General features: G+C 51.0%; 15 protein-coding genes and 3 tRNA genes. 1 reads left to right on the top strand and 17 read right to left on the bottom strand.

Features of this window, described 5'->3' with window-relative positions; translation table 11 throughout:
- Nucleotides 1-29: 29 nt before the first annotated feature.
- The 15 genes from FH974_RS05235 to FH974_RS05165 all read right to left on the bottom strand — a co-directional run bounded on the left by FH974_RS05235 (nucleotide 30) and on the right by FH974_RS05165 (nucleotide 12,934).
- The gene (locus FH974_RS05235) at nucleotides 30-1,877 is read right to left on the bottom strand and encodes a pilus assembly protein TadG-related protein (RefSeq protein ID WP_207103534.1); all 1,848 of its coding nucleotides are present in this window, start codon (nucleotides 1,875-1,877) and stop codon (nucleotides 30-32) included.
- A gap of 13 nt (nucleotides 1,878-1,890) precedes the next feature.
- The gene (locus tag FH974_RS05230; RefSeq protein ID WP_047883301.1) at nucleotides 1,891-2,334 is read right to left on the bottom strand and encodes a DUF3613 domain-containing protein; all 444 of its coding nucleotides are present in this window, start codon (nucleotides 2,332-2,334) and stop codon (nucleotides 1,891-1,893) included.
- The gene (locus FH974_RS05225) at nucleotides 2,331-3,131 is read right to left on the bottom strand and encodes a tetratricopeptide repeat protein (RefSeq protein ID WP_053061696.1); all 801 of its coding nucleotides are present in this window, start codon (nucleotides 3,129-3,131) and stop codon (nucleotides 2,331-2,333) included. Before FH974_RS05225 ends, FH974_RS05230 begins: the two co-directional genes overlap by 4 nt.
- 50 nt (nucleotides 3,132-3,181) lie before the next feature.
- Nucleotides 3,182-4,093, bottom strand: a complete 912-nt coding sequence (locus FH974_RS05220; protein ID WP_053061695.1) for a type II secretion system F family protein — start codon at nucleotides 4,091-4,093, stop codon at nucleotides 3,182-3,184.
- Nucleotides 4,094-4,173: 80 nt separating this feature from the next.
- A complete protein-coding gene (locus FH974_RS05215; protein ID WP_053061694.1) occupies nucleotides 4,174-5,091 on the bottom strand; it encodes a type II secretion system F family protein in 918 nt (305 codons plus the stop codon).
- Nucleotides 5,088-6,341 carry a TadA family conjugal transfer-associated ATPase gene (locus FH974_RS05210; RefSeq protein ID WP_047883300.1) on the bottom strand — a complete coding sequence of 418 codons (1,254 nt, stop codon included), beginning with the start codon at nucleotides 6,339-6,341 and terminating at the stop codon, nucleotides 5,088-5,090. The genes FH974_RS05215 and FH974_RS05210 overlap by 4 nt, the downstream gene beginning before the upstream one ends.
- Complete coding sequence (locus tag FH974_RS05205; protein ID WP_047883299.1) at nucleotides 6,334-7,458, bottom strand: P-loop NTPase family protein; 1,125 nt, start codon at nucleotides 7,456-7,458, stop codon at nucleotides 6,334-6,336. Before FH974_RS05205 ends, FH974_RS05210 begins: the two co-directional genes overlap by 8 nt.
- A gap of 1 nt (nucleotide 7,459) precedes the next feature.
- The gene (locus tag FH974_RS05200) at nucleotides 7,460-8,647 is read right to left on the bottom strand and encodes a type II and III secretion system protein family protein (protein ID WP_047883298.1); all 1,188 of its coding nucleotides are present in this window, start codon (nucleotides 8,645-8,647) and stop codon (nucleotides 7,460-7,462) included.
- 30 nt (nucleotides 8,648-8,677) lie between these two features.
- Entirely contained in the window at nucleotides 8,678-9,790 is a 1,113-nt protein-coding gene (gene cpaB / locus FH974_RS05195) for a Flp pilus assembly protein CpaB (RefSeq protein WP_047883297.1), read from the bottom strand.
- Between the two features lie 30 nt (nucleotides 9,791-9,820).
- Nucleotides 9,821-10,342, bottom strand: coding sequence for a TadE/TadG family type IV pilus assembly protein (locus FH974_RS05190; RefSeq protein ID WP_053061693.1), 522 nt, complete (start codon nucleotides 10,340-10,342; stop codon nucleotides 9,821-9,823).
- The gene (locus tag FH974_RS05185; protein ID WP_047883296.1) at nucleotides 10,330-10,734 is read right to left on the bottom strand and encodes a prepilin peptidase; all 405 of its coding nucleotides are present in this window, start codon (nucleotides 10,732-10,734) and stop codon (nucleotides 10,330-10,332) included. Before FH974_RS05185 ends, FH974_RS05190 begins: the two co-directional genes overlap by 13 nt.
- Nucleotides 10,735-10,748: 14 nt before the next feature.
- Nucleotides 10,749-10,967, bottom strand: coding sequence for a Flp family type IVb pilin (locus tag FH974_RS05180; RefSeq protein ID WP_107193856.1), 219 nt, complete (start codon nucleotides 10,965-10,967; stop codon nucleotides 10,749-10,751).
- A 138-nt stretch (nucleotides 10,968-11,105) separates the two neighbouring features.
- Entirely contained in the window at nucleotides 11,106-12,179 is a 1,074-nt protein-coding gene (locus FH974_RS05175; protein WP_047883295.1) for a sensor domain-containing diguanylate cyclase, read from the bottom strand.
- A 570-nt stretch (nucleotides 12,180-12,749) separates the two neighbouring features.
- Nucleotides 12,750-12,840 (bottom strand) — tRNA-Ser (locus FH974_RS05170).
- Nucleotides 12,841-12,846: 6 nt separating this feature from the next.
- Nucleotides 12,847-12,934: transfer RNA gene (locus FH974_RS05165), tRNA-Ser, on the bottom strand.
- Nucleotides 12,935-13,158: 224 nt separating this feature from the next.
- On the opposite strand from FH974_RS05165, the gene mscM reads away from it, so the two are divergent.
- Nucleotides 13,159-16,470, top strand: coding sequence for a miniconductance mechanosensitive channel MscM (gene mscM, locus FH974_RS05160; protein ID WP_047883294.1), 3,312 nt, complete (start codon nucleotides 13,159-13,161; stop codon nucleotides 16,468-16,470).
- A gap of 208 nt (nucleotides 16,471-16,678) precedes the next feature.
- On the opposite strand, the gene FH974_RS05155 is transcribed toward mscM, so the two are convergent.
- Together FH974_RS05155 and FH974_RS05150 are read right to left on the bottom strand one after the other, a co-directional pair.
- Nucleotides 16,679-17,128 carry an L-alanine exporter AlaE gene (locus FH974_RS05155; protein WP_047883293.1) on the bottom strand — a complete coding sequence of 150 codons (450 nt, stop codon included), beginning with the start codon at nucleotides 17,126-17,128 and terminating at the stop codon, nucleotides 16,679-16,681.
- A 1,072-nt stretch (nucleotides 17,129-18,200) separates the two neighbouring features.
- A tRNA-Ser gene (locus FH974_RS05150) sits at nucleotides 18,201-18,288 on the bottom strand.
- Nucleotides 18,289-18,487: the final 199 nt, after the last annotated feature.

The raw sequence follows: 18,487 nt of genomic DNA, 5'->3' as shown, positions 1-18,487 counted from the left end.
TGTTAGCTTCCTTGTTTACGCCTTACCTGTCATTCGATCAATACCCCGCCTTCCAGTTCGAAATCGCTGACAAACACATCGGCCTGCCCCACCGATACCCCCAGAGCTTTCAGCAGAGGATCGACCACCTCCGTCACCACCGGCGTCAGCACATCATGCAAAATAGCAGGAAGCAGCACACTGTCTATCAGGCTTAATGCCGAGTTAAGTACATTCAACAGGCTCCCCAGAAGACCGCCAAGCAAGCCTCCTAACAAACCTTTATCAACGTCTTCACCCGTGTCAGCGGTTTTCAAATTGGCAGACAAGGTTGCCCCGGATACGGTCTCAGACAAGGTGCCGGAAGCTACCTGAGCGTATTGTTTGGGCAGCATATCGGTAGCAGTCAAGCGCTCACTGTGGGGCTGAAATGCCGCCGATGAATTCGGAAAACTGGCCCCGACTTCTACCGCCAGCAAATCTGAATACAGCGCCGGAATATCAACCACAACCGAGAACGGCTGACTGATATCACCGAAATCGTCGGCATTGCCTTCTGCCCCACCATCACCAACGAAAATCGTTGCCACCGAGGGTTTGGTAGCAAAATCAAACGTGACGGTATGTTGCTGACTCCACTGACAGCCAGACACATCCAGCAGCCGGGTTTCGGCTTCTGCTGCCACAACCTTGACCCCAAGGACACTGCTTTTCACCGTAATAATCCCCAGATCCAGACTGCTCAGCAGACTCAACGCATTAACCTTTAAATCCAGCTCTATTTGGGCGGTTTTTACAGCATTAACGAACCCGTCATTTTCCTGAGACGGCAGCAGCCCCATTTTAAATTGCGGCGGCTGCGTCACTGTCAGACGGATTTCCGTTAACGGTGCCAACAGTGATGCCAGATCCAGCTCTCCTCCCGCCAATGACAAGGTACGGCTGTCGAGATTGACCGCAGCCAGCACAGATGCGTAAACAAGATCATATAAAGACAGGCTGGCAGCGAGCGCCGCTTGATGAATAGCCACTATTTCACTGTCATCACTCCCGTTGGCCAGCGTCAGAAATCCGTTCAGGGTGATTAACGGCAGGGAAGACACACTGGCCACACTACGGATCTGGGAAAGAGCCTGACCGGCTTCTGACGTCGCTCCAACTTGGGTGATCAACACGTCTATCAGCTGCGCGATAGACAACTCTTTGACCAGCAACTGATCGAGTTGTTGTTCCAGCGAGTCGCCACCCAGCGGCTGCTCTTGATTCATTGCAGCAACCAAGGTTCCCAGTCCGATTCGGGTGTTGACCAGCTCGTCATACGACACCAGTGTCAGGTTTCCGCCCAGTGCCGCGCCGAGAATGGAATTGGTCAACCCGACATCGACCAGCGTTGAGCCAACGCCGAAACCGACTTTCGCTTTTTTATTGATCCCCGCCTGAGCTGACAAGGTGATCATCTGGGCGTCAGAAGAGCCAGAAAGCAGACGGGGAAACAGGCTGGCAGCCACCTTTTTGCTGATGGTCACCCGCGCGGCGTCCTGAAATGCGCTCTCAGTACCGGTCTCGATCACCCAGTGATTATCGTGAATACTGGCTGTGCCGACATCAACCCGATAACTGGCACTACTGGTGTCAAAGCCATTCGCCGCCAGAACCGATTTAGCCGTCGCTTCCATGGCACTTTTCTGGCTGACTCCGTGGAGATAACAACCGCTTCGCCCCAGACTTAATGCCGCAAGATCAGCCTGTTGCTGCAGTCGTCGTTGTTCCCAGAACAATCGCCCGGTATCGACTGCCAACGCTAAAAATACGGCCATCGCTATCATCAGCAGAATAAGCCCGCTCCCGACAGCTCCCTGCTGCCGCTTTCTGATACCACCACCGATGCGCACCGACATATTGGTATCCTTCCTAGCTGCCGCCCATAGAATCAGAGATAAATTTGGCCGGAATGGGGGTGGTAAAGCTGTTCAGCATCCGCTGCTCAGTCTGCTCGGCTGCCTGCGGCAACACCGCATCGTTATATTCTGTCGCCAGCTTGCCGCTCGCCTGCAGTTCAAGCCATATCTGCGTCGTGGTTTTAGGGCGCTGTATTGGCACCAAACCCGCCTCGTGATAAGAGGCCGAGCCCCTCACTGGCAAGTATTCCGGGCGCGCAGCATTCAATGTGCTTTTTTCTTGCTGAGGTTCTTGCCGAGATTTTTGCTGAGGCTTTTGCTGAAACGTTTGTCCTGCTTCAGCCCTGATTGTCGGGCTGACTGCTGTCGTACCCAGTAAAAACACCACCAACAGGGCATCAACCAGACGGCCCAAGATATGATCCCCACCAGTGATACGGTGTATGCCTTTTGTCATTGCCAAGCCTCCTGCGTCAGTAACGAATAACCACGCTTGCGCACCGAAGTGCCACCTTTGCGGCTTGCCGGATCCTGGTTCAGATCCAATGGCCGAAACCGGGCAATGGCCGCCAGCATGTCCTGCTGATCCTGCTCGGCCCAGCGATAGCGCTGTGCCAGGGTCTCAGCCTGCGCCGTTCGGTGGGTCTTGAGCAGTAAAAACCATAAATTTCTGGCTGCGGTCTGATGGTCCGGATTAAGCTCCAGCGCGGTGCGCAGTTCATCATAAGCCAGACTATCCTGACCAGTTACCAGCATCAGAAAGCCCAGATCATTGCGGATGTTCGCTGAGACAGGCGACACTCTGGCTGCTTTTTCCAGTAGCTTCACAGCCGGGGATACCTTGCCCTGATAGGCCGCAATCAACCCGAGGCCGTGATAGGCTTTGCCACTCAGGCAGGTATCCACCAGTCGGGTATATAAGGGTTCGGCATCCGCCCACTTGCCGAGCTTACGATAACTGTCTGCCTGCATCAGCAGACTGTCGGGCGATGAGTCCGGTAACACCGCCAGTTCCGCCAGCGCAGAGTAATACTGGCCTTTCTGAATTTGCTGCTGGATCAGAGAAAGCGACATGCCTTCTCCGGCAGAAATCTGCTGACCACATGCCCCGACCGGCTTGGTCATGCTGGCCTGAGTGTCTGCAGGTTTTCCGGCGCATCCGGTTAATCCCACCAGGCCTGTCACCATGAAGATCGTTGCCAGCCGCAGCGATTTAAATTTACGGCAATTCAAAATACAGGGTTGCATTTCCATCCTGCCTCCATGCTGATAATCACGGCTCTCAGAGCATCGACTGAAAGCGTTTAAAAACCGATCGCCTGGCTGAGTGCTATCATGCCCGGCCCCGCCAGCACCACAAACAGCGCCGGAAACAGAAAAATCATCATCACCACCGACATCCTCCCTGACAACTTGGTGACTTTCTCCTGCAGTTGCGTACGACGTCGATCTCGCAGCAGCAATGTCAGCTGAGTCAGTGAGGTCGACAGGCTGCCGCCGGAATCCGAAACCTGAGCAAACATCGTCAGGACATCCTGCAACCCCTGAGAATCTGTTGAACGGGCAAGCACGGAGAACACGGCTGAGCGCTCCTGTCCGGCCTCAATTTTATTCAGCGCAAGCTGCATCTCTTTAGTGAGCTCAGGGGTCAGATTTCCCAATTCCCGGCAGTAGGCTCGCAAAATACTTTCCAGTGACAAGCCCACATCCCACAAGGTTTTCATCATCTGGAGTCCCACAACCAGCTCTTCATCAATGATCCGGGAACGCTGTGCAACTTTCTGCTTCAGCCATTGCAGGGCACCGTACAGCCCTCCCGCCAGACTGATCACCAGTAAACTCAGCATCTGTTCCGTGGCGATCTGCCCCTGAACCACTGGGATCACCACCAGCAACTGGATTAGCAGCCATGTCACCAACAGTTTCATCAGGCAAAGCGTCTGTTCCCGGTTCGAGATATACCCCGCCTTGCGCAATAATTGCTGCACTTCTGCCAGGGAAGGGATCTTCTGCCGTTTGGTGCGACTCCACAAAGCCTGACTCTGTTGTATCACCGCTTCACGCCGTCCGGTTTTACCCAGTCGCTGCGCGAGGTTCTGCTCTACACGCCTGATGCGTTGTTGTCTGACTGACCACAAAAACAGCCCGGCAGCCAGTACCAGTAACACCAGTCCACTGATGAACAACCCGGTTGATACACTGAGAGATAACCACATGCAGACCTCCCTGCTTTACCTCAACATCATTCCGTTTCCCGTGACCGCGTGAGAGTGTGAGAGTGTGAAGCGTCAGCACGTTATGACAGCGAACGCAGCATCCGCCACAAAACCAGCGCGCCGACCGCCTGCGCCCCCAATGCAAAATACAATGCCTGGCGACCTTCTGGATCCAACCACATCGTCTGAATTCCCTGCGGATCAGTCACTAACAAGTACATCGCCATTACCGAGGGAGTAACGCCCATGACCCAGGCGGTAATCCGGGTTTCCCCCGTCATCGCCTTCAGTTCCCGCTGGCTGCGCTCATTCTGGTACAGCAGCTCAATCAGGTTATCCAGCGACTGGCTTACACTGCCGCCAAACTGCCGGTTGACCCGAAAAACCGCCCCCAACAGCTGGAATTCCTTCACGCCGGTTACCCGGGCTTCTTTGGCAAACGATGCATCCAGATCAGTGCCCAAAGATTCGCGACGGATGGCACGCTCAACAATGTCCCGCAGGGGATTTTCCAAGACACTGACGGAGCGCCCGACCGCCTGCGACAGTGACATCCCGACTTTGACCCGGCGGTTGATTTGTTCCACTAGCCCCGGCAGCTGCAACAGAATCCGGCGCCGGATTGCCACTTTCCGCCACTGCCCGCAAAAAACAATGCACGCGACCAGCACTACACCATAGAGCCCAGAACCGACGGAACCCACCCGGTAAGCGATCACGTACTCTCCTGCAACAAAAACGCTGATAACCGCTGTCCAGAATACCGGTGACGTTGTCAGTCCCAGTTTCTGGCAGCGTTCGGCCAGACGCTCGCGCCACCCAACAGGCCGGAGCGAACCCAGTTCGGCTTTACCAACAGCGGAGTTGGCCGATGCACGGTCAGCGTTTGCTACCGCAGACGGCTCGGCCTCAACCTGTGTACCGGCACGCGCAGCCAACAGTAACAACGCTGCCCCAGCACACAACAACACGATAGCCAGCCCAAACAACAGATTCACTCGGCCTCCTCCAACCATGCTCTCAGTGCAGTCGATAACGTATCGACACTCGAAAAATCGCCGCCTTTAAAGGTGTACAGCAGCTGGGTTCGAATCTGGCCATCGGCCACATCCTGTATCTCCACAATGTGAGTAATCACTCGTTTTCCGTTCGGCAATCGCGCAACCTGCACTACCAAATCCAATGCGGTGGCGATAATCTGTTTGACCAGTGCTGACGTCGAATTGAAGCCGGCCATCGTCACCATCATTTCCAGCCTTAACAGGGCATCCTGCGGTGAATTGGCATGCAGGGTACTCATTGAGCCTGAATGCCCGGTATTCATAGCCTGCAGCACATCCAGCACTTCACCGCCGCGGCTTTCCCCGAGAATGATGCGATCTGGCCGCATCCGCAGGGCATTTTTCAGCAGATCCCGCGGCGTAACCTCGCCTTGTCCTTCTGAATTCGGCGGGCGGGTTTCCAGCCTGACAACGTGACCGTTTTGCAACTGCAACTCGGCGGCGTCTTCAATGGTGACCACCCGCTCACCGGCGTTAATGTACTGGCTGAGCACATTCAAGAGAGTGGTTTTACCCGACCCGGTTGAGCCACTGATCAAGATGTTGCAGCGGGCCGCGGCACATTGCCTCAGCAACTGGTGCATTGCCACGCTCATCGCCCCGTTCTGGATCAGGGTGTCTGCCGTCATGCAATCGGTTTTGAATTTGCGCACTGACAAACAAGGCCCGTCAATGGCCAGAGGCGGGATCACCGCATTAATCCGACTACCATCCGGCAGACGGGCATCCACCATTGGGTTAGCTTCATCAATCCGCCGACCAAGAGGTGCAATCATTCGCCGAATAACCCGCAGCACATGCTGATCGTTCATGAAACGAAACGGCACTTGGGACAACTGCCCTTTGCGTTCCACATAGATCAGCCGTGGGCCGTTAATGAGGATATCGTCGACCTCGTCATCATCAAGCAGGTTCTGCAATGGCCCAAAGCCGAGGATTTCATCCAGCAGCTCATTCACCAGCCCGGTCAGTTCATTCTGAAAGCCAACCACCTGCTGTTGTTTCAGGTAAGTGCGCACATAGTCATACACATGGGTTTGCAACTCGGGCCGCTCCATTTCCTGCATCAGTCCGTCATCTTCCAGCCGGTCGATAACAAAACGGTGCAAATCCGCTTTCAGCTCCTGGCGGGACTCATCCTGCTGAATCGCCACCTCGCGGCTGGGCCACCATATCGCATCACTCATTGTTCACCTCTCTGGCAATCACCCCGGTCAGCTTATCCAGCCAATGGGATTTTTCTGCTTTCAGCGTGCGTAACCTGTCGACTTCACGCAGGAACTGCTTATATCTCCCAGTCGGCGGCAGCAAAGTGCCGGCATTAATATCAGTTGTCAGCGGATGGGCGCACGGCAACACCCCCCGGATAGGCAGTTCCAGCTGGGCGGCAATCATCTCCCTGCCCGGCAACACCTGTGTTAAAAACGGTGCCAGGATCAGGTTCACCCCTCCCGGCCGGGCCCCAGCCTGATAAAGCATCTCTGCCAAACGGCGGGTCTGAGCCAAGCTGATATTTTTCTGATCAGTCAGCAGCCAGTGCTGATCACACCGCTGCGCCATCAACTGTAATAGCGGGCAGATCGGCATCCCGACCAGATTGACAATGATGCTGCTGTAAATGGTTTCGAGCTTATCCATGACGGTTTGCAGGGACGCCTGTGTCATTGCCGACGGGTATTCCTGCTCTGACATCCCAATCACATGGATACGCGGAGCCAGTTCTACCCCCTGCTCAGCCAGCCACTTCTTGTCTATGCAGGCACTGCGTTCGACGAGGCTCATAAAATCGATACCTGCAGGCTGATTGAGGTAACTGGGGATGTCACTTTCGGGCTGCCCGATATCCAGAATCAGGACATCGCCCTGATGCTGCGTATCCCGGCTGATTTGCCAGGCCAGCGAGATGGCCAGCAACGCGCTGTCGAACTCGGGTCTTGCCGACATCATGGCCAGCCGACTGGATGGCCGCAACGCAGACACCTGCACCAAGGTCGCCAGTGTCTCTGCCAGGCGTTCAGGATCACACAGATGAAGGTTGTTGCGTGAAGGCATGCCATACCAGTGGCTTTCCGGCGTCTGATCCAGCAATACAATATGGCGTGGCGAAAAAGTCTCGATCAACAAATCAATGGACGGTTCCGGCCAGCGGTCGGTGGCCAAAATCAGCACCTGTGACTGATGCCATCGGGTATGGGATGTCTGCCGCTCTGGAGCTTCCATCCAGTGGAGACGGCAACCCGACGGGACAGCATCCGAGATGAGTGCCCTGCTCTCACCGGCTTGATCATAAGCAGCCAGATACATGTTACTCCTCCCGGGAAAAACCCATGTTGGCCGGCAGCGGATGCGGCTCGGCATCGAGAAAGATCAGATCAAAAAAGTCAGGCTCAAACTGGCGATACATTTCACCCGGCAGTGGTGGCAATGGCGTATTTCGGGCAAAAGGTTTGATAAGATGCGGCGTCACCACCATCATGATTTCTTTATCACTGCTGTCGAAACGGGTTGATCGGAAGAAAGCCCCCAGAATCGGCACATCGCCCAATCCCGGAAAACGATCGGCATTTTTGATGGTATTGCGGCTGACCAGCCCGCTGATCACAAAGCTCTCACCGTTTCCTAATTGCACGGTAGTGTCAGTACGACGCACCGATAAAGCCGGCACCATCACGCCGGCAGAACTGATACCCTGCGCATAATTCAGCTCACTGACCTCTGGTGCAACCTTGAGCATGATGCGCTCGTCAGCCAGTACTGTCGGCGTTAAATTCAACCTGACCCCGAACTCTTTAAACTCAATAGTAATGTCCCCGTCTCCCCCGTTGACGGGATAGGGGAATTCCCCCCCAGCTAAAAACGTCGCGGTATGGCCCGACATGGTCACCAGACTGGGCTCCGCCAGGGTGTAGGCAAAGCCATTGCGACTCAGTGCGCTGATCGTACCCAGAAGCCCTTGCGATATATTGCCAACAACCAGATTGAAAGAATCAGAGCCCGGCAGAAAGTTATTTCCACTGATTAAATTGCCGTCAAAGCCCCCACCAGACAGAGCGCCGCTGTTACCAATCCCGAAGAAAGTATTGCCCTGCTTGCCAAAGAAAAATCCAGCTTCTTTCAGTGCATTTCGGCTGATTTCAACCACTTTTATGTCAGTCTGTACCTGAACATTGGCGGTCGCCACACCATAGGGCGTCACCTGAATCCGATGCCTGACCGGCTCTTCAGTACCGCGCTGCCAGACCAGCAACGTGGTGGAGCCAGCCTGCTTACCGGTGAGCATCAGCTCTTTACTGCTCAATACTTTCAGACCAGCAATATCCGGATCGCCAATCGCCGCTCTGACAATGCGAGTAGATGTGGTCAGCGACTGTTGCTGCCCGGTCGCCAGTTCAATACCCCTCGCGGGTTCGCTTCTCGGCGAATCCACCGTCTGATAAGCGGCCAGCAACGGCCAGCCCCATAGCGCCAGCAGCAAAATTACGAAAATGTTCATCCCAGACTCCAATTCATTGTCGAACCAATGTCAGTGACGAGTCCGGACCAGCGTGCGAGATTCCCCCTGATAAATCTCTACGCTGGGCGTGACATAACGGTATTTCACCGGGGCTGGCTTTTCCTGCACGATATCGACTTCCTTGTACTCCCCCAGGGTTTTCAGAGCGACAACATGACTGGAGTCATTCCCTGACACAAGAGGTGAAGCGGGCATACCCTGCGCTGCAATCGTGAATGGCCGTGACTCGATGGCTGGCTCTTGCAGTGCAAGAGTCTGGAACACCGGCTGAGCAGACATTTGGGGAGTGAGTGTAAGAGTGAGATCAGTGCCAGCCTGATCGGTAGAATTTTGCTTGGTGGACAATCGCACGGTGGCATCATGGTTATTGATAGATACCACGGGTTGATGTTCATTTGTTCCCACTAAAGCCAGCCTGAGCTGCCCGGTATTCTCAGCCAGTAGCAGCTCAGGTGTAGCTTGTTCGGGTACGGCGAGAATGATCGTATTGGCGATACCCGTTTGTTTATGACCTTGGGCTTTTCCCTGAGCCGATCCCGTTGTCTGATTCTCAGAGTCGCCACCAACCCCCAGCACTTTTACCTGACTGAGCAATCGACGTGCCGTGCTGTTTTGTCCGGATTCTTTGTTGGCTCGCAGCAGAAAAAGCACATCAACAACATCACCACGCTGCAGATGTCCTCCCACCACTGTCAGCGCATTGGCCGAAATAGCATAGGCACGATAACCGGCTTCCAGCGTATCCAGAACCGGTCGGGATACCGCAAACTGATTGCCGTGAAGCCGTGTTCCGGCCATTACCGCCTGCGACAGGCGACGTCCGAGATAGTCAGAGCCATCACGACTATCTTCTTTGCGCGCATTCGTTACCTCGACGCTGCGCAGCATTTCCGACCGAATGAGGGTCCCGGCGGGCAGATCAACGGCATATTCAATGACATTGACCGGTGGAGCAACAACTGTCACTGGCATCGGCACCCCGGCAGACTGACTGAGATGTACCCCGTAAGCCCCCACCATCGCCGCCAGCCCCAATAAAACTGCAGCCGCGATTTTTAACGAACGTCCCTGCATAATTTTCTCCTGACTGCCCCCTGTCACCGATACAAACCGGGCTGACATTGCTTTTCCTGTTCGCCTTGCTTTTCCTCGTTATAACTGCAATCTGGCCGATCCGGTCAGTTGGTCAGGGACCGGCAAGTGAAAAATCGCCGGCAGGAAAGGAAAACGGGCATACTCATAACGGATCACAACCTGACAGCATTCACCCTCCCCGACATCTGCGACCAAAATCTCAAACGCTTTACCACTTTGACTGGTCTCTGCCGATGTCCAGACCTGCGTCAGGCTCTGACCAAACAGTTTTCCACCGGGTGTCATCCCACCAATAATTGCCTGCGCATTACTTTTGACTTCATCTTGCAGGGCTTGCGAGTCGCAACCGCCACCGTAATAGCAGGACTCATCGACAAACCGGATACTCTCCCTCAGTGCCTCTTCTGCCGTATAAGTAAACATCTGCATCGCAACAAAAATCAGGCTGTAGTGCGCAATGGTATAAAGCATCAGCAAGATGGCAGGCATCAGAAAAATGGTTTCCAGTGCCGCGGCCCCTTGCTGATGATGGCGAGCGACTGACTGGCTGATAGGTTTAACCGCCTTTAATACAACCATACCGACAGCCCGACTCCCACCAGCAAACACGGAATGAATGGTCCGTGCTGTTGCCGATCACGAATAAACAACAACCAATAAAGTGCAAAACAGCCAAACGACACCAATAAAATATTGAGCATTAACGCAAGCGGACTGATTATCGCCACAGATAATAAAATTTTTACGTCAGCACCACCAAATACGCCGAAAATAAAACCGGGCAACGTTAATATAATGACAAATACCAGTGACCAGAATGACCATTCACTTCCAACTATTAGTCCTTTATTTTGAACAACCATAGAAATAGAATTTAAAACAAGTAAAAAGGATAGCTTGTTACTTACTATTCTTTGTTGGATGTCTAATAAAGAACACAGCAATAATATAAATGTGAAAATAAAAACCATATTATTACATGTAATTATGATCCTATGGTGCTACTGGCAGCACTAACTTGCTGCTCAAGTTTATCTCCTGCAGCGCTTACAGCATTTTCAATATTTCCGGAGATTAAACTAACGGCAGCCACCACCACAGCTGCAATCAGGACATATTCAATGGCAGAAGCCCCTTTCTCATCACGGGCAAGGCGGGATATAACTCGGGCACAAAAAGCCCAGCACGAAGATACTACTTTCATGATATAACCTCTGATGTTTTACACGTCTATGCTTCTCAATTTGTCAAGTTCATTATTGAGAATTTAATTGTTTTATTAAATATTAGAACAAGTATCAAATTTGTCTAAAAGAATTTACTAGAAAGTTGGATTTTTTTGTCAGGCTGTATTAACCGCACTTTCTGTGTAAGAATTTGCACTTTCCCTATGTATATCGGAATAATAAATAAATTGGTTTTTACCGGTTTGTTTTGCGCGGTACATCGCTATATCAGCATATTTCAACAGAGCCTGCTCATTACACGCATCCATGGGATAACAGGCAATACCAATACTGGCTGAAATAAAGCATGTTTTCCCATTTAAGACAAAAGCTTGGGTCAGCGTTTGTTTCAATTTGGCAGCAATAAGATCAAGCCGGGCTTTATACGCTTCTGCCTGCAAGCCCCGCTCGCCTTCCAGCTGAATCCAAATCACAAACTCATCGCCACCTAGCCGAAACACCTCATCCTCAAGTCGCATACAGCTACGCATCCGCTTAGCCGCGCATTGCAGCAACTCATCGCCGGCATCATGACCCAGGGTATCGTTGATCTGCTTAAAGCCATCTAAATCAATGAACATCAGGCCAAAAGACAGGTTTTTCGGCGGTTCCGCCAGCGTTATCTGCAGACGCTGGGTCAAAGCACGAGAGTTACACAGCCCGGTCAGTTTATCTTCAAAGGCCGCTTGCTTCATTGCCTGCTGAATAGAAATGGCTTCTGAGATATCCCGTTGAGTGCCGATCAGACGCTGTGGTTCTCCCGGCACCCCACAAGCGAGCAGCTCAATAATTTTCGGCTTTCGATTGCCATACTCTGGTATTGTCAGTCTAATCACCTTTTGTTGGGCATTGCCTGCCATTTCACGAAGCTGTTCAATACAGAATGCATCACTTTGTTTTAACTTTGTTTTCCATTCATCCACCGTCAGCGTCTCTTTTTTACCCATACCATAGAGCTGATATAAATAGGGATTCCAGACCAACACATCCTGCTTAATATCCCATTCCCACACTCCCAGGCCAGCAACGGAAGTCGCTATATGAAAACGCTGATTCGCCCTTGCGCGATACTTCAGGCGATGTATGGTTTTCTTTTGATAAAACCAGGAGAAAAACAACAGAATATAAATGGTTACAGCAACGCCAGTTATTATTACTGACCATGGCAAACTTTTTAAATACATCAACATCTTTCCGCCTGCTCACGAATAATGACAGTGCATATATTTTAGATGACATATTTAAAAGTAATAAGCCGTTATGAATGGAAAACGTAGAGTGATGGTTGATAGCCATAATTTAAAAATCACAAATATAATATATGGATTTATTTATAATTAAAAAATTTGTATTCTATGACTCACATTTATTACAGGTCATACAATTAAATAACAGACAAATTCAGAAAGATCTATAATTGTCACACATTGCTCATTCTCTCCGTAAACACCTCACCATTAAGATGAAAGCTCTGAATTCATAAGAAGACATGACGACTTTTATCTGCACTTTACGTCATAAAACACAAGTTATTCGAAGCATATAAATATAATTATTACTATCTGGCTCTGCTTTTTGTTTACCGCAATTATTGATTACAGCAACACTTGTTTACCACAGCACTTGCTAAGCGGAACCCAGTGGCATTTTTTGAGATTTGCTGATTAAGAAAAGCATTCAGTCTGAGAGCGGACGATTTTGGCTTATCTGCCTGATGGAGATACGAAAAAGCCCCAGCATTTCTGCTGGGGCTTAGAATGTGGCGGAGAGATAGGGATTTGAACCCTAGATACGCTATTAACGTATGCCGGTTTTCAAGACCGGTGCTTTCAACCACTCAGCCATCTCTCCGAAATATGGCGGTGAGGGAGGGATTCGAACCCTCGATACGTTGCCGTATACACACTTTCCAGGCGTGCTCCTTCAGCCACTCGGACACCTCACCAAATTGTTTGCTGTGACACTGTGCGTCTCAACGGCGGCTAATTTAATGGCTAACGGCAGAGGGGTCAAGGGGTTTTCTCTCTAAAAGGCCTAAGTGGTGACGAATAGATCAAACTGCCTCAATCACCAGCAATTAACACAGGTTTAACCCGAAGCTTCCCTCCCCTGTCAGCTCTGATAGACTAAGGCTCTTAACTCGTGAGTGACCTATTTTATCGGAGTCCTATGTTCAACAGGCTATTCGTGTTCATATTGCTGATCACCGTTTCCGCATTCAGTATCGCTGCCAGCGATCAATACAACGAACGGGAGAAGCAACTCAATAAACGTATTGAGGCAATTCAGGCCCAGGCCAATACCCCGGAAAACCTGAAAGTGCTCGATACTTTGATGAGCGCGCAGGGACAGCTGGAGAAAACCCTCGAGTTTGAGCAGCAAACCGAACAATACCGCAAACTGGTAGAGACCTTCCCGGAGCGCTCTACCCAGTTGGATCAGCAAATCAACAAATTTGCGCTGACTGAGTTTCCCGATTACAGCAAGCTGGATCAGGACGGACTCAGAGAAGCCGTTCGTCAGCAAGATGCCAAACTCAAGCAGCTAGAGCAAAGCCGCAACAGCCGCAAGTCTGAGCAATTGGACATAGAGAAAGGCATCGACGAGTTCTCAAGCCGTTCAGCCAAGCTGCGCGAGCAGATCAAACAGGAAGAACAGGCACTGCAGCAACTGGAAGAGCAAGCGGGTACTTCTCAGCAGCAGTTGCTGCATCAGATCACTCATCAGTACTACGTCAGTCAACTGACGATGCTGGAAGCCGAACAACTCAGTGCCGGTAACCGTCGTACTCTGGTCAAACAACAGATCCAGCTGCTGAATCTTGAAATTGATGCGCGCCAGGCGTACCGCAATAACCTGCAGCGTGAAATTTCTCGCTTGCTGCGTATTGATGCCAACAGCGACAGTGCCGAAGACGTCGATCAGACGATTTCAGATTTCGATACTGATCAGCCCGAAATTCTGCGCCAGCTGAACGCCAGCAATAAACGGTTTCTGGCAGCACTGACTGACATCTCAAATCAGAGCGAACAGATTCAGCAACGCATTGAACAAACGGAAAAGCAGATCAGCAAGGTTGAGAAAACCGCCACCGATCTGCAAAACATGTCTGAATGGCTGAAACTGAGCCCGGCGTTCAGTGAAAACCTGCGCACCCAGATCAACCGTTTGCCGGTCAACCCGCCTATTGATGATCTGGATAAGGAAATCGCCCAGAACCAGATCAAAAAATACGAATACCAACAACTGCGGGATACGATTGCCGATCCCAGCACGCTGCCGGGCTCAGGAGAGCTGACGGAAGAGCAGAAACTTCAGGAACGCGCGCTGTTTGAGTCGAACCAGCTGCTGCTGGATAAGCTGATCGACAACACGGATGCCCTGATTTACCAGCAGGCCACGCTCAAAGTCTCGTATGAACGCCTGAACAACAACCTCAATGAACTAAAGGCGCAGGCAACCAAGCAGCTGTTCTGGGCGCCGGACACCAATCCATTAAGCCTGAACCTGATTGTTTCAACCTGGGACAAGCTGAAGTGGTTTTTCTCCCCTTATCAGTGGATGGGCTTCCTAAAGTTCCCGGCATCGGTCGACAAACTGCCGATGTTTATTGCCCTGACCGTGATTGCGGTGCTTATTGGTGGCCTGAGCTGGACCCGTAAGCGCTGGAAACGCCACCTTGCCGACACCAGCAAAAAAATCGGCAAAGTGACCCAGGATAAATTCCGTTACAGCTACGGCAACGTGTTTTTGTCCTTTTGTTTCGCCTGGCCAATTCCCCTGACGGTCGGCCTGGTTGGCCTGATGTTTACCGAAGCCTGGCAATACCCGTTTGTACACCATATCGGGCAGGCACTCACTGTGCCGCTGGCGCTGGTCGTGTACTGCTTTATACGGGAGCTGGTACGAGAAAACGGCCTGCTGATTTCGCATTTTGACTGGGAAACAGAGCGGGTACACCGCTGTTTCCGCCATTATCAGCAACTTTTGTGGATCTACCTGCCGCTAATGGTGATCCAGAATTTTACCCAGCTCTACAGTGACATTGATGTCAATGCCACGCTTGGACGACTGGCGTTCGTGGTCAGCAATATCGCCGTCAGTTACTTCCTGTGGAAGATGTACCGCGAAAAAATACCGATGACCTATGGCGATTTGCCTGAAGGTAAGCCGCATATTGGGCATCACCTGTTCTGGTGGGTACTCATTCTGATCCCGCAGGGTCTGAACTACTCGACCCTGAATGGTTATCTGTCGTCTTCACAGTCAGTCATGCAAAAGCTGGAGCTGTCAGCGGTTATCGGCGTCGTGACGCTGCTGATCTACTATCTGATCAAACGCTTGATGCTGATCCAGAAACGCCGCCTCGCTTTTGAACGTGCCAAAGCGAAGCGAAAAGAAATCATTGCTCAGCGTATGGCAGAGGTGGAGGAAGACAAGGACGAGCACCACCACCATCACGCCAGCAGTGAAATGCAGATTGATGTTGAAGAGCCGGAAGTCGACCTCGATAAAATCAGCGCCCAGTCTCTGCGTCTGTTGCGTTCGCTGCTGCTGCTGATTTATCTGGCAGTGCTGTCAAATGTCTGGTCTGACTTTATTCAGGCGATTTCGTACCTGGGAGATGTCACACTGTGGGATGTTTCCAGCAATATTGACGGCATTGACGAACTCAGCTCCATTTCGCTGAAGCACGTTCTGCTCGCCATTCTGGCGTTCTGGCTCACCGCCATCCTGGCACGAGACCTTCCCGGTGCCATGGAGCTACTGATCCTGCAGCATCTGGAGCTGTCGCCGGGTACCGGTTATGCCATCACGTCACTGACCCGCTACGTCGCCATTTTTATGGGGATCATCGTCGGCTCCGGTCTGATTGGTTTCGACTGGTCGAAAATGCAATGGCTCATTGCCGCACTTGGTGTTGGTTTGGGCTTTGGCTTGCAGGAAATTTTTGCCAACTTTATATCAGGTCTGATTATCCTGTTTGAAAAACCTATCCGGATCGGGGATACCGTCACTATCCGCAACCTGACCGGGGTGATCGCCAAAATCCAGACCCGTGCAACGACCATTGTCGATTTCGATCGCAAAGAAGTGATCGTGCCAAACAAAGCCTTTGTGACCGAGCAATTCGTAAACTGGTCGCTATCTGACCCAATTACGAGGGTTACATTGTCGATCAGCGTAAATTATGCCGCCAATACCGATCTGGTGACGAAACTGTTGTTTGAAGCCACGGATGAATGCGAACTGGTTCTGGATAACCCGGCGCCGGAGGTGTTCTTCCTGACTCTGACCGCCGACAGCCAGAACTTTGAAGTGCGAGCCTATGCTGCAGAGACCGCGCACCGTTTACGCCTGACGCATGACCTGCACAATCGGATCAAGAATAAATTCAATGCGAATGGCATCCAGATTGCTAATCCGCAGCTGGAAATTCAGATGAAACACCGGGCTAAACGCACAACGCAGCCGGTATAAGGGTGCGGCTTTAAAACACCGTTCAAACCGCAACTCAAAAACAGAGTCAGCGAGCTGACTCTGGTGCAACCACGAAAAACAAACGCCCCCGAAGGTTAACCTCGGGGGCGTTTTCATGTTCAGCTGTTCAGGCGTATCCGGACACTGTTGCGTATGGTGCTGTTGCTTACGCTTAGATTAATTACGTTTCTACAAACAGGAACAGGACTCAGGCCTGCTGGTAATAACCGGGAACCCGGAACAAACGACGGCACTTTTCGAGAAACTGGCCATAAACCAGACCTAACGGACCAGAAACAAACGCATTACTGGCGACGGCTGTGGCAATCTGATCCATATCCGCACCGACCACCCACAAGATACAGGCATAGACCGGAGACTGAAACAGCACATAAGCTGCCATATCAGAGACTCCTTTCATCCAGCCAGAACCTGATAAACGTGTTCCCTGCCGGATCACCATGTCACGAAATACCCCATACGGCCAAGCTATTGCAATATTGACCGGAATCGCCAAGGTTCGAGATGCCAATGACTGCTGAAACGACATGCCCGAAACAAAGACCTCAATCACCATACCTGTAATAAAACAAAATATGACCATCGCGAAAGTATCCGCTACAGCACTTCTGACATTAAACGGGGCTTTTCCAGACATCTCGAAACCTCATCACACAGTAAAAACATCCACAGAATAGATTCAAAGCAGACCAATTAACCATGTTAATGATTAGTGACCAGTTGATGTGATTATTAAATCAGTTTTTATGTGGAATTACTCACCAAATATTTCAAACATTGGTAAGTTTACCACTGATTTGAGGCTTCACTTTGGCATGTTTTGCTACCCACGCACCACAGACGTGCTGCAACCCAAAACTACGTCATTAAGACCGCCAAAACTGACAACAAACCATGCTAACACAGCGCCAGAATTGCAACGTAAGCTGTCATTTATAGAACTTAGAGTCACCCTAAGCACATTAACCAACCATTAACACAAAAAAGATTTACCATGTCGCCACCAACTCAGATACCAATAAATACTCCATAAATTACAGTTAAATAGGAGGGTAAATTTGATTTCAAGACTTCACACGGTCACTATCCAGTGATTTACTCCAGACAACTGTTAACAGACGGCCTTGATAGCGATGGTAAACAATGATTTAAATCAACCTTTCAAACCATTTCACACCAAAGCATCAAAACATGAGGTTTTTTAATCGTGATATTGATAGCCGCACATCTGGAAAAATTGTACTGATGCAATAAAAACTGGCTGTATTTCTTACGGTTTATTACCGTTCGAAAGGAGTAAAGTCAGAGGGAGGCCAGGAGCGATTCTTTTCAGAAGTCTTTTCTTTCTGAGGTTCTTCTTTTCAGCGGCTTTTTTCGAAGCCCATTCTCACGGAAGATTCTCTTTTGGGGCCTCTCTGATTAAATGCCCTCTATTCAAATGTCCTTCGGCTTAAGGGTCATCACAATGGCTTAATACCGAGTGATATAGGAAAAAGGCACGACAACGGTCTTATTACTGATGTGAAAATTACGTAACGAGTGCAGCACATGAGTAACAGGGGCAATAACGAGGCGCATACGTACACGAGAGAATGAAACGCGAGAGATGGTGCTGTAAACACAGCGCACGGTGAGTGCCGCAATCAGAATTGGAAAATAACGCAGATACGAAAAAGCCCGCTGTCAACCAGCGGGCTTTCTCTAAATGATGGCGGTGAAGGAGGGATTCGAACCCTCGATACGTTGCCGTATACACACTTTCCAGGCGTGCTCCTTCAGCCACTCGGACACCTCACCACATTTTTCTGTCGTGGCTTAACGCCTCAACAGGGTCGCTACTATAGTGGCTATGCTTATAGAGGTCAACAAAAAAGTCTGACCTTTCTTTCAACTGATTAATTTTACAACAGAAAGCCGTAATCCCCGTTCAATAGTGCCACTGAGATTGTGAGCCTGTTACAATACTGGCCATCTGAACCGGGGCCAGAGATGGCTT

Origin of the sequence: Photobacterium ganghwense, assembly GCF_017329545.1 — a bacterium.
GTDB classification, from domain to species: domain Bacteria; phylum Pseudomonadota; class Gammaproteobacteria; order Enterobacterales; family Vibrionaceae; genus Photobacterium; species Photobacterium ganghwense.
The sequence above is the reverse complement of the archived record's forward strand: the minus strand, read 5'-3'. Positions and strand labels throughout refer to the sequence as shown.